Consider the following 14,640-nt stretch of genomic DNA (forward strand, 5'->3'; position numbering starts at 1 on the left):
TTCAGGCAGTTTCGGTCTGTGGTGTGACGGTGCTCCAGACGCAATCGTGGTCCGACAAGGGGGTGCCCGAGGCGGAAATCGAGGTCAGAATTCCGCTTTCCACAGGTGCGAATCCTCGGCCCGCCAGCCAGTCCAGTTTCATCTTCCGGTCCGGGTGCGGGGTGATCAGGCTTGGCCGTGTTGTCAAACCGGGCGGGGTGAAGGCCCAGGAATAGCCATGGCTCTCGGCCAGATCGAACAGGGTTTCCCGCCGCCAGTCGAAATCGGGCGGAAGGTGGTTGCCGGTATTCAGGTCTCCGCCAATAAGGACTGGCAGTCCGGGGGCAAAGGCGTCGATTTTCTGCAGCAACAGGTCGAACTGAGCGTGCCGGTGCGCGGTGTTCGCGTTGCTTTCCAGATGGGTCGAGACCACGCAGATGGGACCGTTGGCGGTGGGGATCACGGCGGCAATGGCCATTCGGCCGCCGACGCGGGGTTGTTCTGGGTCCGCCGCACCAGCCTCGGGCGTGAACCAGTGGCCGTGATCGTCCAGGCGGATCAGGGCGGTGCGGTCAAGCGGCACCGAGGACAGGATCGCGTTGCCGTGCCAGCCGTGTTCATTGAATTCATCCGTGCAGAATTCCCGCTCGGTCGGGCCGCCCAGATCAAGCTCGTGAAACTCGACCCCGAAGGCGTAGACCATGCCCATGGCGCGCGCGATCTCTTCGGTGGTGTGACGTTGAGAAGTGCGGGCCATGCCGTGGTCGACCTCGGACAACAGAACCACGTCCGGGGCGATCGGTTTCAGGTGGGCGGCGGTGTCTTCGGGGAACAGGCAGCGTTCCACATTCCAGGCCGCCACGGCAAATTGCGCGGGCAGTTGAGCAGCCGAGCCCTCACCCCCCACTTGCAGTGCGTTCATTGCGGGCAGGCCGGACAACAGGTCCCGATGTGCCTCGGATGTGCGCGGTGCGGCCAGAATTTCCCGGCGCTGATCCGGGGTCACAGCGGGAAGAACATTCAATATTTCCGTAATCAAAGGACTTTTCCCGTTTCCGCATCGAACAGCCGCAGGGCGTCGGGTTTCAGGGTAACGCGGGTTTCGCCGGTCCGGACGTCATGGTCCTTGCCGACCATCACCGTAAAGGGTTGGTCCGCAATCGCGCCGTGCAGCAGACGGTGGGCGCCCAGTTCTTCCAGAATATCAACGCGGAAGGTGACCGAGCCCTGATCGTCCAGTTCGACATCCTCGGGGCGGATGCCCATCGTGACGGGGCCGACATAGGCGGCGGGGGCGGGCATCAGCCCGTCATACCCGTTGATCCGGACCTGCTGATCGGCCACTTCGGCCTCGATCAGGTTCATCGGCGGTGCGCCCATGAACGAGGCGACAAAGGTCGAGGCCGGGTTGTGGTAAATCTCGGTCGGGGTGCCGATCTGTTCGATCCGGCCTTCGTTCAGAACGATGATGCGGTCAGCCATCGTCATCGCCTCGACCTGATCATGGGTCACGTAGACAGCGGTGGTGCCAAGGCGGCGCTGCAGGGCCTTGATCTCGATCCGCATCTGGTTGCGCAGTTTGGCATCCAGGTTCGACAGCGGTTCATCGAACAGGAACAGGGCCGGGTGACGCACCACCGCGCGGCCCATCGCCACCCGCTGACGCTGGCCACCGGACAGCTGCGCCGGTTTGCGGTCCAGATATTCGGTCAGGTTCAGCATCTTCGCCGCCTCTTCCACCTGGGCTGCAATCTCGGAGGCCGGTGTGCCGCGGTTCTTCAGCCCGTAGCCGATATTCTTGCGCACCGTCATATGCGGGTACAAAGCGTAGTTCTGGAACACCATCGCGATGTCCCGATCCGCCGGGTCCACGTTGTTGACCACCCGGTCGCCGATTTTCAGCGTGCCTTTGGTGATGTCCTCGAGCCCTGCGATCATCCGCAACAGGGTGGACTTGCCGCAGCCCGAAGGGCCCACCAGAACGACGAACTCGCCATCCTGAATGGTGAAGCTGGTGCTTTCGACCGCCTGAAAGCCGTTGGGGTAGACCTTGCGGATGCCCTCTAAAGAAACCTGAGCCATGCGCGTATTCCTTATTTATCGGATTCTGTGAGGCCCTTGACGAACCAGTTCTGGAAGAAGATGACGATGGCCACGGGCGGGATCATCGCCACGATGGCCAGCGCCAGGGCCTGCCCGTGTTCGGGGATCTGGCTGTCGGTATAGGACAACACGATCTGTTTGATGCCCCGGACCAGGGTAAAGAAGCTCTCATCCGTGGTGATCAGGGTCGGCCACAGATACTGGTTCCAGCCAAAGACGAACATGATGATGAAGATCGCCGCGATCATCGTCCGGCTGAGCGGGACGAGGATGTCGATGAAGAACTTCCAAGGGCCTGCACCGTCGATGCGGGCGGCCTCGGCCAGTTCCTCAGGCACGGACATGAAGAATTGACGGAAGAAAAACGTGCCGGTGGCCGAGGCGATCAGCGGCACGATCAGGCCGGTATAGGTGTTGGTCAGGCCCAGCTTCTGAATCGCCTCGTAGGACGGCAGGATGCGCACCTCAAGCGGCAGCAGCAGGGTGGTGAAGATCATCCAGAAGGCCAGCGTGGCAAAACGCAGGCGGAAATAGACAATCGCATAAGCCGCCATCATCGAGATTATGATCTTGCCCACCGCAAAGCCGATGCCCAGAATGAACGAGTTCATCAGCATCAGGGTGCCATCCACCGTCTGGGTAAAGCCGCCTTTTTCAAGCATGGCAGCGTGGAAGTTTTTGCCCAGATCGTCACCGATCGTCAGTTGCAATCCTTCGCGGTGAATGGTCACCGCATCATGGCTGGCCGTGGTCAGCGCCAGCAGCGGCGGCAGGATCATCAGCAGCGAACCGAGGATCAGGACGACGTGATCTCCGACCGTTTCCCAGCGAATGCGGCGGGGGTGGCGGGTCTCGGCGGGTGATTCAAGCGTTGTGTCAGCCATGATGTGCCCCCTCAGGTATAGTGAATCCGGCGTTCAACCAGCCGGAACTGAAAGACGGTCAGGATCAGCACCAGCACCATCAGGACAACGGATTGGGCCGACGAGCCGCCCAGATCGTTGCCCCGGAAGCCGTCCAGATAGACCTTGTAGACCAGCGTCATCGGGTTGTTGCCGGGTTCCCCCTTCATCAGCGCGTCGATGATGCCGAACGTGTCGAACAGCGCATAGGTGATGTTGATGATCAGCAGGAAGAACGCGGTCGGCGCCAACAGGGGGAAGGTGATCTGCCAGAACCGCCCAGTGGCAGAGCGGTTATCGATCATCGCCGCCTCACGCACGGAACGCGGGATGGATTGCAGCCCCGACAGGAAAAAGATGAAATTGACCGGGATCTGCTTCCAGACCGACACGATGATCATCGCGGTCGCGGTGGCGTTGTAGTCGACGCCCAGTTTGAAGTCCCAGCCGAACATCTGGAAGAACTTGGTCATCGGGCCGGTGCTCTGGTCAAAGAACAGGATGCCAAGAAAGCCTGCGACCGGCGGCGCGATGGCATAGACCCACATCAGCAGCGTCCGATAGGTCTTGGCCCCGCGCAGCACCTTGTCGGCTTTCACCGCCAGCAACAGCGCGATGGCCAGCGAGAAAAAGGTAACGAGGATGGAAAAGACAACTGTGAACCAGGCAATGCGTTTGTACTGATCGTTGCCCATCAGCGAGGTGTAGTTGTCTGCTCCGACAAAGGTTGATCCGAACCCGAACGGGTCCTGCAGAAAGAACGACGATTGCAGCGCCCAGCCCGCAGGCCAGTAAAAGAAGATGGCGATGATCATCAATTGTGGCAGCAGCAGCGCCACAGGTAGCCAGATATTGTCGAAGCCCGCGCGTTTCATGATCCGTCCGTAAGAATGAGAAGGGATGGCCGCACCGTGACGACGCGACCATCCTGGGGGTGATCCCGGGGCTTAACCCTGGGTCTTGGCGAAGCGGGCCAGCAGTTCGTTGGCTTCTGCTTCGATGTTTTCAAAGGCGGTATTCACGTCGGTTTCACCGGTCAGGATACGGCCATATTCGCGGTTCATGATGTCGCGGATCTGGACATAGAACCCCATGCGGTAGCCCTTGGTGTTCTCGCCCGCTTTGGCCTGCAGCTGATTCACGCCCACGGCCGCTGCCGGGAAACGGTCATAGTGGCCGTCGGTCTTGGCAAGCTCATAGGCGGCCTCGGTGATCGGTACATAGCCGGTTTCCTGGTGCCAGAAATACTGGGTTTCAGGCGCCGTCAGAAAGCGGAAGAATTCGGCCGTTGCCTTGTTTTCCTCGGCCGACTTGCCCGACATCGCAAACAGGGCGGCGCCACCGATGAAGGTCTGGGTCGGCTCGGGGGTCACGGCTTCCCAATAGGGCAGTTCCACGGCGCTGAACTCAAATCCCAGGTCTTTCTGCAACAGGCCACCGAATGATCCGGACGAGCCCAGCCACATGGCAACCTTGCCTTCTTCGAACGGTTTGGCGTTGTCGCCCCAGCCGGTGCCGTACCATTCGAACAGACCGTTGTCTTTCCATTCGGTCACGGCGTTGAAATGCGCCTTGATTGCGTCGTTGTTGACCAGGATTTCGGTGTCCATGCCGTCATAGCCGTTGTTGTTGGTCGCAAACGGCAGGTCGTGGCGCGACATGAAGTTCTCGGTGAAGATCCAGGGCAGGTGCGACTGGCTGAGCGCGATATAGCCCGCGTCTTTCAGCGCCGGAGCGGTGGTCGACTGGAACTCTTCCCAGGTTTTCGGCGGGGTGACGCCTGCGGCTTCCAGCGCGTCAACGTTGTAATACAGGATCGGCGTCGACGAGTTGAACGGCATCCCGATCATCTTGCCATCGCTGTCGGCATAGAAATAGCGGACGCCAGCGATATAGTCGTTGATGTCGAAGTTAACGCCGTTGTCGGCCAGCAGGTCCTGAACCGGCACGGTTGCACCTTTGGCCGCAATCACGGTGGCGGCACCGGCGTCGAACACCTGCATGATGTTCGGTTGTTCTCCGGCACGGAAGGCGGCGATACCGGCGGTTAGCGTCTCTTCGTAGCTGCCTTTGTAGATCGGAGTGATCTTGTATTCGTCCTGCGACGCGTTGAATTTCTCGGCGACTTTGTTGACGGTTTCTCCCAACTGTCCGCCATGGGCGTGCCACCAGGTGATTTCGGTTTCTGCAAAGGCCGCGGTCGCGGTCAACGCGAGTGCGGCAGCTGTTGCGCAAAACTTCAGGTTGGTCATTTCGATCCTCCGGTTCGATTTCGGCCCTTTGCAGCAAAGAGACCGGTGGCAACAGGTGCCAGGTTGTTGCGCAGGCTCTCCTGCAGCGTTGTTCAAACGTGCAGTCCTCCGACCCGCTTAGTGAGCCGTGTCTGGATTCTGCACACGTGCTCACATAATGTTAACGTATGACAGTTCGATGAAAGATTTCTAGCAATATTGACAAATTTATCAAAAAAAGAGGACAGATTTGGCGTGACTGATGACAGCAGCAAACCCTCCGAAAGGCCGCGCCGTGTGACAGCGCAAGCCGTTGCAGATGCGGCCGGAGTGTCGCGTTCCGCCGTCTCGCGCGCCTTTACGCCGGGCGCCTATCTTGATGCAAACAAAAGAAAAAAGATCCAGAAGATGGCTGCGCGCATGGGCTATCAGCCCAATGCTCTGGCGGCGGGGCTCAAGGGCGGTCGGTCGCATCTGGTTGCGGTCTTTGTCGGCAATATGCGCAGCACCTATGATTCCGAATTCGTCAACCGTCTGGTGGGTCATCTGAACGCTTTGAACAAGTGGCCGATTCTCATTGATGGCAGTGATGACCATGCCGAAGCCGCCATCGATCAGGTGATGCGATACCCGCTGGACGCCCTGATTCTGCGCGGCGGCAGCATGCCCGGGGCATTGGTCGAGCAGTGCAGCAAGTTCGGTGTTCCGATGATCTCGTCCGGCCGGATCGTGGATGCGCCGGGGGTCGATAATGTGTGCTGCCGGAATGCCGAGGGCATGCGCATCGCCACGCAGGCCCTTGTGGACCGGGGGCGCAGGCGGTTCGGGTTCATCGCCGGGGCAGAGTGTTTTGCCTCGTCCGCCGATCGCCGGGCCGGTTTGATGGAGGCTCTGGATCGGGCCGGGCTGCCGCTGATTGCGGAAGAGGCAGGCGAGTTTACCGTCGAGGCCGGGTATGAGGCGTCGATGACCCTGCTGCGGGGAAACGGATTGGATGCGCTGGTCTGTGCCAATGACGCCAGCGCAATTGGTGCGCTGACCGCGGCGCGCGAAATGGGCCTGGATGTGCCGGGTGCGCTGTCGATTGTCGGGTTTGACGATATCGAGATGGCCCGATGGCCGACCTTCAACCTGAGCACGGTGAACAATCCCATCGATGAGGCGGTCATTCAGGTCATTGATCTGCTCGAACGTCGGTTGGCTGACCCCGGCAAGGCAAGTGAAACCCTTCTGATCGATCCCTATTTCGTGCCCCGCGGGAGCCACTGAACGCCCATATGCTCATGAACAGGCGTCAGGTGCGTGATCGGTCAGCTTGCCCGAAGTCAGCGCGGCCAGCGCGACCATCACGGCAGCGGTACCCAGAACCAGAGGCAGCCCGCCGATCTGAAAAGTCAGGCCTGACAACACGGTGCCCACAAGGCGGCCCGTCGCGTTGGCCATGTAGTAAAAGCCCACATCCATCGTCACCCGCTCGGACTTGGTGAAAGCCAAGATCAGGTAGGAATGCAGCGACGAGTTGACTGCAAAGATCGCCCCGAAAACCAGCAGGCCAAGCACCAGCGCAACAGTCAGCCATGTCTGCGGCCCCGAGGACGCCAGCACTGCAACCGTCAGCGCCGCCGGTACGCAGAACAGGGCGGCGGCCCAGCTGCGGGCGGCGCGGATCAGGTCACCTTCGCTGCGCTCGGTTGCGCGCAGGATCTTGGGCGCGCTGGCCTGAACAGCCCCGTACAGGATCACCCAGACCGCCATGAAGGTACCGATCATGAAGAACGCCGCGCGGTTGCCGTCCTCGGTGCCGTCCGACAGGACCGCGTAGAAATAGATCGGGATGCCGACCACGAACCACACGTCCCGCGCGCCGAACAGGAATACCCGCGCCGCCGACAGCCAGTTCACGTTGGAGGATTTCGAAAAGACTTCCGAGAACTTCGCGCCCTTGCGACCCTTGGGCAGGCCGGCTGGCATGAACAGGATCACGGCCACCAGAATGACCACCAGCACAATCGCCATGGCCAGCGTGGCCCATACAAAGCCCAGCGTCGCCAGCAATGCGGCCCCCAGCAGGAACCCCAACCCTTTGACCGCGTTCTTTGACCCGGTCAGAACAGCAACCCAGCGGAACAGCCCGCCCCCTTCGGTCGGCGCCAGCAGTTTCACCGCAGATTTCGAGGACATCTTGGCCAGATCCTTGGCCACGCCGCTGGCCCCCTGCACGATCATCACAAAGGCAACTTTGGCCGGAATCGCCCAGTTAGGGTCTAGTTGGGTGAGAACAAGCAGCGCCCCCACCTGCAACGCCAACCCTGCATAAAGCGTCGAGGTCAGCCCGAACCGGGCGGCAATCCAGCCCGCGGCAAGGTTGGTACCCATCCCCGCGATTTCATAGAGCACAAACAAATATGCCAACTGAACCGGCGAGAACCCCATCGTATGAAAGTGCAGCAGCACCAGCATCCGCAGGGCTCCGTCAGTCAGCATAAAGGCCCAATAGGCCGCCGTGACCGCGATATAGGCCGACAGGCCCTCGGGCCGGTCAGTCACAGGGACTGTCCAACCATCAGCGCAACATCGATCAAACGGTGGGCATAGCCCATCTCGTTGTCATACCACGCATAGATCTTCACCTGCGTCCCGTTCACCACCATGGTCGAGGGCGCATCGACAATCGAGGACCGTGCATCATTGGTGTAATCGGTCGAGACCAGCGGCCGGGTTTCATAGCCCAGAATGCCCTTCAACTCGCCCTCGGCGGCGGCTTTGAAGAAGGCGTTGACCTCTTCAACGGTGGTTTCACGCTCAACCTCGAACACGCAATCGGTCAGCGAGGCGTTCAGCAGCGGCACGCGCACCGCATGGCCGTTCAGACGGCCTTTCAATTCGGGATAAATCAGCGTGATCGCCGTGGCCGAGCCGGTGGTGGTCGGGATCAGCGAGTTCAGCGCCGAGCGCGCGCGGCGCAGGTCCTTGGCGGGACGGTCCACGATGGTTTGCGTGTTGGTCACGTCGTGGATCGTGGTCATCGAGCCGTGACGAATGCCCAGGTTTTCGTGGATCACCTTGACCACCGGGGCCAGACAATTGGTGGTGCAGGAGGCCGCCGTCACGATGTGATGCGTGGCCGGGTCATAGGTGTCCTCGTTCACGCCCTTGACGATATTGGCGCTGGGGCCGTCCTTGACCGGGGCCGAGACGACAACCTTTTTCACGCCCGCCTCGAAATAGGGGGCCAGCTTGGCCTCGGTCTTGAAAACACCAGTGCAGTCGATCACCACGTCCACACCATCCAGAGGCAGGTCATTCAGATCCTTGGTGCCGATGAACGGCAGGCGGGTGCCGTTGATGGTGACGCTGTCGGCATCGTGCGAAAATTCGGCGTCCCAACGACCATGCACCGTGTCGAACTCCAGCAGATGCGCGTGCATCTCGGGGTCACCAACCCCGTCATTGATCCAGGCGATGTTTGCGCCCTTTTCCAGCAACGGCTTCAGGGCCAGTTTTCCCATCCGGCCCAGGCCGTTTACAGCGTAAGTGGTCATTTCGTGTCCTCAAGTGACGTTCTGCCGATGTCATCGACAGCTGTTTGCAAAGCGATCCGGTCAAGGCTTTCGACCGGCAGAGAGGTAAAGGCCTCGATCCGCCGTTTCAGCGCGCCATAGGCGTTCTGGAAGGCCAGGCTTTTCTCGGCATCTGTGCCGCTGGCCTTGACCGGATCAACCATACCCCAATGGCCACTGATCGGCTGGCCTTCCCAGGCGGGGCAGTCTTCGTTTGCGGCCTGATTGCAGACGGTAAAGACGAAATCCATGTCCGGCGCGCCCGGCGCGGCGAACTCGGACATGTGTTTCGAGCGCAGCACGGATGTGTCGTGCCCTTTGTCCTTCAACACCTGTACGGCAAAAGAATTGAGCGCCGATGTCGGCTGGGTCCCGGCGGAATAGACATTGAACCGGTCTCCGCCTAACTCGCGCAGCAGCGATTCGGCAAAGATCGAGCGGGCGGAGTTGCCCACGCACAGAAACAGTACATTGAACTTGCGGTCCGTCATGGTGTCGCTTTCTCGGCTGAAAGGCATACAGATATCAGGGCGGCCACGGCAGCAATCGAGAACCAGAAAATCCAGCATGTTCTGTACGTTCTTCATATCGATCGAATAGAGCAGAGAGGTTCCCGACCGCTCCTGCGTCACCAGCCCCGAGCGCTGCAGTGCGTTCAGGTAGTTCGACAGGGTGCTGGGTTTGATCCTCAGCTCTGTCGCCAGTTCTCCGGCGGACACAGTGTCAGGAAAGCGTCGCATCAACATGCGAAACACCGAGATACGCTGCGGGTGGCCAAGGATGGCAAGTTGATCGGTTATCTGTTCTATCATATTTCATGAAATATAGAAATAAAAGCTGCGCCGCAATCCGGGAATCACGCTGTTACAAAAAATTCAAAGTTGGAACATGCAGGCGCCGTAGCCCGGACCAGAAGACCAGGGTGCGAAATCGTGAAACGCCGGAAGCCCTGCAGGTGAAATTCACAAAGATCGAGACTTGCGCGCGCAATCCCGACCGTTTAAACGAACCTTCGCTTGCCTCAATAGCTCAGCTGGTAGAGCAGGTCCTTCGTAAGGACAAGGTCGGGGGTTCGAGTCCCTCTTGAGGCACCACCATTGCCCATGACACAGGTGCGGTCCTCTTGCTCTGAACAAGAACTTTACACGCATTCCTTAACACCAAGACCGATCAGGTATTCACCCGATACAAAGAATAGCTCATCCGGACCGGCAAATCTTGCCTTGGACATGAACCAGTTGCTGACCGGACCCGGATAGTAACTTGAGAGCGTCACACTTTTCCTGTCGAATTCATCAGACGCCATTTTTTTCCGATCCAACCGGTGAGGGCCGTGAAACCCAAATACCGTTTCGGGGGATACGCAAACATCATCGGCGCCCAGCAACATGGTGCAGCTGGAGTTGCAATAATCTCCGATAATCCGGAACTGCATGTCGGTTCGATTGGCGATTTCTATCTGGACCATACGATCCATAATGCGACCGCCAGGGTCGTTGCCAATCCGAAGCTCTTTTGATGTCGCCGGAACACTCATCAGAATGAGTGCCGTAGACGCCGCAATCGTGTTTCTCATCCGCCCGCCTGCTCAAGGGTGGAGTTTTCGTTTTTTCTATCCCTAGCAGAACCTTCGGCGGGCAGAAATATCACCCGGAAAAGCGAGTTAATCCTGTGTTCACAATGACTCACCCCCAACGCGCAGCCATAAGCGGCTATCCAAGGAATATATGGCAGGAAACGGCTCTACGGGAATTCAAGCCGGCGGTGCTTGCCACGCCTTGGCCATGCACCAGACCGGGGCGATGCGTGCACCGCCCCATTGGGCCTCAGGCGCGTTTTTCGCCGATGGTTGTCACCCCCAGAACCGACAGCACCTTGGCCTCGATCTGCTCGGCGTTCATACCGGCGACAGTGTACATATCCGCCGGGCTTGCCTGATCGATGAAGGTATCCGGCAGCACCATCGAGCGGTATTTCAGCCCGTGATCGAATACGCCCTCATCCGCCAGCAGTTGCGCCACGTGGCTGCCGAACCCGCCAACCGCGCCTTCTTCGATGGTGATCAGGGCCTCGTGGTTTGTGGCGAGGTCCAGAATCAGCTCACGATCCAGCGGTTTGGCAAAGCGGGCATCGGCGATGGTGGGGGAGATGCCCCGGGCCGAGAGTGCCTCGGCGGCCTTTTGCACCTCGGCCAGGCGGGTGCCAAAGGACAGCAGTGCCACGCGCGCGCCTGTCTGGATCATCCGACCCTTGCCGATTTCCAGCACCTCACCGCGTTCGGGCAGATCGACGCCGACGCCTTCTCCGCGCGGATAGCGGAAAGCAATGGGGCCGTCGTCATGGGCCGCGGCAGTGGCCACCATATGCACCAGTTCGGCCTCATCTGCGGCGGCCATTACGACCATGCCGGGCAGGTTGGCCAGATAGGCGATGTCGAACGACCCCGCATGGGTGGCGCCGTCGGCGCCCACAAGGCCCGCGCGGTCGATGGCAAATCGTACCGGCAGGCGCTGGATGGCGACGTCATGCACGACCTGATCGTAACCGCGTTGCAAAAAGGTGGAATACATCGCGCAGAACGGCTTCATCCCACCGGCCGCCAGCGCGGCGGCGAAGGTCACGCCGTGCTGTTCGGCAATCGCCACATCGAAACAACGCGATGGGTAGCGTTCCGCAAACAGGCTCAGCCCGGTGCCGTCCGGCATTGCGGCGGTGACGGCGACGATCTTGTCATCGCGCCCGGCCTCTTCGACCAGCGTCTTGCCAAAGACCGAGGTGTATGACGGTGCGTTGGACGGCGCTTTTTGCTGCTTGCCGGTTACCACGTCGAATTTGGCCGTTGCATGGCCCTTGTCGCGGGCCTGCTCGGCAGGGGCGTAACCTTTGCCTTTCTTGGTCAGCACATGGATCAGGATCGGGCCGGTCGCCCGCGCCTTGACGGTGCGCAGAACCGGCAGCAGCTGATCCATGTCGTGCCCGTCCAGCGGGCCGATATAGGAAAAGCCCAACTCCTCGAACAGCGTGCCGCCCACGGCCATGCCTTTCAGCATTTCCTTGGCGCGTTTCGCGCCTTCACGGAAAGGCTCGGGCAGCAGCGACACCGCGCCTTTGGCCGCAGCCTTCAGGTCGTGGAACGGGGCCTCGGTATAGATCCGCGACAGATAGCTGGACAGCGCGCCGACCGGGGGCGCGATGCTCATCTCATTGTCGTTGAGGATGACGATCAGACGTTTGCGCAGGTGGCCTGCGTTGTTCATCGCCTCAAAGGCCATGCCTGCCGACATCGAGCCATCGCCGATCACCGCAATCGCATCGCCCAGACCTTCGGGCGTGACACCGCCCAGATCGCGGGCAACAGCAAATCCCAGCGCCGCGCTGATCGAGGTCGAACTATGCGCCGCGCCGAACGGGTCATAAGGGCTTTCGCTGCGTTTGGTGAACCCGCTCAGGCCGTCTTTCATGCGCAGGGTACGGATACGATCCCGCCGCTCGGTCAGGATTTTATGCGGATAGCACTGGTGGCCCACGTCCCAGATGATCTTGTCGCGCGGCGTGTCAAACACGGCGTGCAGCGCGGTGGTCAGCTCGACCACACCCAGACCCGCGCCCAGATGGCCGCCGGTGACCGACACGGCCGAAATCGTCTCGGCCCGCAATTCCTGCGCCACCTGATGCAGTTGCGCGTCCGAGAACTGCTTGAGATCCGCAGGGCGGTTCACAAGGTCCAGCAGGGGCGTGTTCGGGCGGTCAGACATATGGCGCGTTCCTGGCTTAGCTGTCCCGGGCAATAACGAAGCGGGCGGCGTCCTTCAAGGTTTCAGCTGAGGCACCATACCCATCCAGCGCAGCGCAGGCCTGATCAATCAGCTCTGCAGCACGGGCTTTGGCCGCTTCCAGACCCAACAGCGACACAAACGTAGCCTTGCCGGCCTCGGCATCCTTCTGCAGGCGTTTCCCGGCCTTTTCGGCATCACCTTCCACATCAAGGATGTCATCCGCGATCTGAAAAGCAAGGCCAAGGGCTTGGGCATATTGGCGCAAGGGGTCAGGATCGGCCTGCGCCAGCCGAGCCCCCGCACAGGCGGACCATTCGATCAGGGCACCGGTCTTGCCCGCCTGAAGGCGCGTGATTTCCTCCAGCGTCAGAGGGGCAGAGGCCGACTCCGCCGCAATATCCTGCGCCTGACCCAGCACCATGCCTTGCGCTCCGCTGGCTTTGGCCAGTGTCAGGGCCAGTTCCGCGCGGATCTCGGCATTGCCGATCTCGGGCCGCGTGCACAGCTCAAAGGCCAGCGTCTGCAGCGCATCCCCGGCCAGAACGGCGGTGCCTTCGTCCCATTTCACATGCACGGTCGGGCGCCCGCGCCGCAGGTCATCGTCATCCATGCAAGGCAGATCGTCATGCACCAGAGAATAGGTGTGCAGCGCCTCGATCCCCGCTGCGGGCCAGATCGCGCGCCCTTCGTCCACGCCATGCAGGCGCGCGCTTTCCAGCACCAGAAACCCGCGCAGCCGCTTGCCGCCCTCGGTGGCGTAGGCCATCGCCCGGGTCACATCCAGATCGTCCAGCGCGCCCAGAACCAGATCGAACTGGTCCTGAATCCGCGCCGCATCCTGCGCTAGCTTTTCGCGAAACATCTACTGACCTTCGACAGGCGTCGTCCCGGTCGGCTGACCATTGGCGTCCAGCGTGATTGCGGCCACTTTTTCCTCGGCCCGCTTCAGCTCATCCTCGCAGCGTTTCTTCAGCGCCGCCCCGCGTTCATACAGCGCGATGGACTGGTCCAGCGCCACGTCGCCGCGTTCCAGCTGGCCAACCACGGCCTCAAGCTCTTTCATCGCCTGTTCGAATGTCATCTGATCAACGGGGGTATCGGTCATCGGGCTGCCTTCATCAATTCTTCCACATGGGCGCGGGTGGCCTCGGCCAGTGCGTTCAGATCATACCCGCCTTCCAGAGTCGAGACGATACGTCCCTCGCAGACCTCATCGGCAAGTTTACATAGCTCAGCTGTGATCCAGGCGAAATCGCCGGTGGACCAATTGAGATTGGCCAGCGGATCGTCCTGATGGGCGTCAAACCCTGCTGAGATGATGATAAGTTCCGGCTTGAAAGCGCGCAGGCGCGGGAAGGCCAGCGTTTCATAAGCCGCCCGCATCTCGGCACCGCCTGTCCCAGGGGCCAGAGGGATGTTGAGAACGGTATCAAAGGCGCCGGTCTCATCCGGGCGCCCTGATCCGGGCCACAAAGGCATTTGTTGACTTGTGATCACCAGTGCCCGCTGCTCATCCCACAGCAGATCCTGCGTGCCATTGCCGTGATGCACGTCGAAATCGACCACCGCCACGCGGTTCAGCCCGTGATGATCCAGCGCGTGTTTCGCTGCCAGCGCCGCATTGCCGAACAGGCAGAAGCCCATGGCGGTGTCGGTCTCGGCATGATGCCCCGGCGGTCGGATCGCACAAAACGCGTTCGGAGCCTCGCCGCCCAGCACCATATCCACCGCCCGCACCACAGCGCCCGCCGCACGATAAGCCGCATCGACCGAGCCCGGAGACATGAACGTATCCCCGTCGATCTGGGCAAACCCCTCGGCCGGGCGCGCGCTGCGAATATCCCGGATGTAGCTTTCCGGATGCACCCGCAACAGATCGTCATCCGCCGCCAAGGGGGCCGTCACCCGGTTCAGATCCAACGATTCCAATGCGTGCAGAATATGCTCCAGCCGCGCCACCCGCTCCGGATGCCCGCCCGGCGTCACATGGCCCAAACAATCTGCATGGGTCAGAAGGGCAGTTTTCATCGGAATCCCCAGTTCATCTGGCTAAAAATATCCTCGCCGAAGGCCTTAAACCGCCGCGCAG

14 protein-coding genes and 1 tRNA gene are annotated in these 14,640 nt (G+C 60.7%); 2 read left to right on the forward strand and 13 right to left on the reverse strand.

Annotated elements, in window-relative coordinates:
- Position 1: 1 nt before the first annotated feature.
- From ACOQFT_RS10075 to ACOQFT_RS10095, 5 genes are all read right to left on the reverse strand, one after another.
- Entirely contained in the window at positions 2–1,018 is a 1,017-nt protein-coding gene (locus ACOQFT_RS10075) for an endonuclease/exonuclease/phosphatase family protein (RefSeq protein ID WP_421597796.1), read from the reverse strand.
- On the reverse strand, positions 1,015–2,061 hold the full coding sequence (locus ACOQFT_RS10080) for an ABC transporter ATP-binding protein (protein ID WP_421597797.1): 1,047 nt from the start codon (positions 2,059–2,061) through the stop codon (positions 1,015–1,017). The genes ACOQFT_RS10075 and ACOQFT_RS10080 overlap by 4 nt, the downstream gene beginning before the upstream one ends.
- 11 nt (positions 2,062–2,072) lie before the next feature.
- Positions 2,073–2,966, reverse strand: a complete 894-nt coding sequence (gene ugpE, locus ACOQFT_RS10085; RefSeq protein WP_421597798.1) for a sn-glycerol-3-phosphate ABC transporter permease UgpE — start codon at positions 2,964–2,966, stop codon at positions 2,073–2,075.
- Between the two features lie 11 nt (positions 2,967–2,977).
- Positions 2,978–3,859: an ABC transporter permease subunit gene (locus tag ACOQFT_RS10090; RefSeq protein ID WP_421597799.1), complete on the reverse strand. Its 882-nt coding sequence runs from the start codon at positions 3,857–3,859 to the stop codon at positions 2,978–2,980.
- 72 nt (positions 3,860–3,931) lie between these two features.
- Complete coding sequence (locus ACOQFT_RS10095; RefSeq protein ID WP_421597800.1) at positions 3,932–5,236, reverse strand: extracellular solute-binding protein; 1,305 nt, start codon at positions 5,234–5,236, stop codon at positions 3,932–3,934.
- A 234-nt stretch (positions 5,237–5,470) separates the two neighbouring features.
- Between ACOQFT_RS10095 and ACOQFT_RS10100 the strand changes: the two genes are divergently transcribed.
- Positions 5,471–6,484 carry a LacI family DNA-binding transcriptional regulator gene (locus ACOQFT_RS10100; RefSeq protein WP_421597801.1) on the forward strand — a complete coding sequence of 338 codons (1,014 nt, stop codon included), beginning with the start codon at positions 5,471–5,473 and terminating at the stop codon, positions 6,482–6,484.
- A gap of 12 nt (positions 6,485–6,496) precedes the next feature.
- Here the strand turns inward: ACOQFT_RS10100 and arsJ are convergent, their stop codons facing one another.
- Genes arsJ through ACOQFT_RS10115 form a run of 3 tightly spaced genes read right to left on the reverse strand, consistent with a single transcriptional unit; the run spans position 6,497 to position 9,587 of the window.
- On the reverse strand, positions 6,497–7,762 hold the full coding sequence (gene arsJ / locus ACOQFT_RS10105; RefSeq protein WP_421597802.1) for an organoarsenical effux MFS transporter ArsJ: 1,266 nt from the start codon (positions 7,760–7,762) through the stop codon (positions 6,497–6,499).
- Entirely contained in the window at positions 7,759–8,757 is a 999-nt protein-coding gene (locus tag ACOQFT_RS10110) for an ArsJ-associated glyceraldehyde-3-phosphate dehydrogenase (protein WP_421597803.1), read from the reverse strand. Before ACOQFT_RS10110 ends, arsJ begins: the two co-directional genes overlap by 4 nt.
- Entirely contained in the window at positions 8,754–9,587 is an 834-nt protein-coding gene (locus ACOQFT_RS10115) for a helix-turn-helix domain-containing protein (RefSeq protein ID WP_421597804.1), read from the reverse strand. Before ACOQFT_RS10115 ends, ACOQFT_RS10110 begins: the two co-directional genes overlap by 4 nt.
- A gap of 206 nt (positions 9,588–9,793) precedes the next feature.
- Between ACOQFT_RS10115 and ACOQFT_RS10120 the strand changes: the two genes are divergently transcribed.
- A tRNA-Thr gene (locus tag ACOQFT_RS10120) sits at positions 9,794–9,869 on the forward strand.
- A gap of 47 nt (positions 9,870–9,916) precedes the next feature.
- On the opposite strand, the gene ACOQFT_RS10125 is transcribed toward ACOQFT_RS10120, so the two are convergent.
- The 5 genes from ACOQFT_RS10125 to ACOQFT_RS10145 form a co-directional block, all read right to left on the reverse strand.
- Entirely contained in the window at positions 9,917–10,351 is a 435-nt protein-coding gene (locus ACOQFT_RS10125; RefSeq protein WP_421597805.1) for a hypothetical protein, read from the reverse strand.
- 250 nt (positions 10,352–10,601) lie between these two features.
- A complete protein-coding gene (gene dxs / locus ACOQFT_RS10130; RefSeq protein WP_421597806.1) occupies positions 10,602–12,530 on the reverse strand; it encodes a 1-deoxy-D-xylulose-5-phosphate synthase in 1,929 nt (642 codons plus the stop codon).
- 16 nt (positions 12,531–12,546) lie between these two features.
- Positions 12,547–13,413, reverse strand: coding sequence for a polyprenyl synthetase family protein (locus ACOQFT_RS10135; RefSeq protein WP_421597807.1), 867 nt, complete (start codon positions 13,411–13,413; stop codon positions 12,547–12,549).
- Positions 13,414–13,656 carry an exodeoxyribonuclease VII small subunit gene (locus tag ACOQFT_RS10140; RefSeq protein ID WP_058272726.1) on the reverse strand — a complete coding sequence of 81 codons (243 nt, stop codon included), beginning with the start codon at positions 13,654–13,656 and terminating at the stop codon, positions 13,414–13,416.
- Positions 13,653–14,579, reverse strand: coding sequence for a histone deacetylase family protein (locus ACOQFT_RS10145; RefSeq protein WP_421597808.1), 927 nt, complete (start codon positions 14,577–14,579; stop codon positions 13,653–13,655). Before ACOQFT_RS10145 ends, ACOQFT_RS10140 begins: the two co-directional genes overlap by 4 nt.
- Positions 14,580–14,640 lie beyond the last annotated feature (61 nt).

Origin of the sequence: Ruegeria sp. MALMAid1280, assembly GCF_049195285.1 — a bacterium.
Taxonomy (GTDB): domain Bacteria; phylum Pseudomonadota; class Alphaproteobacteria; order Rhodobacterales; family Rhodobacteraceae; genus Ruegeria.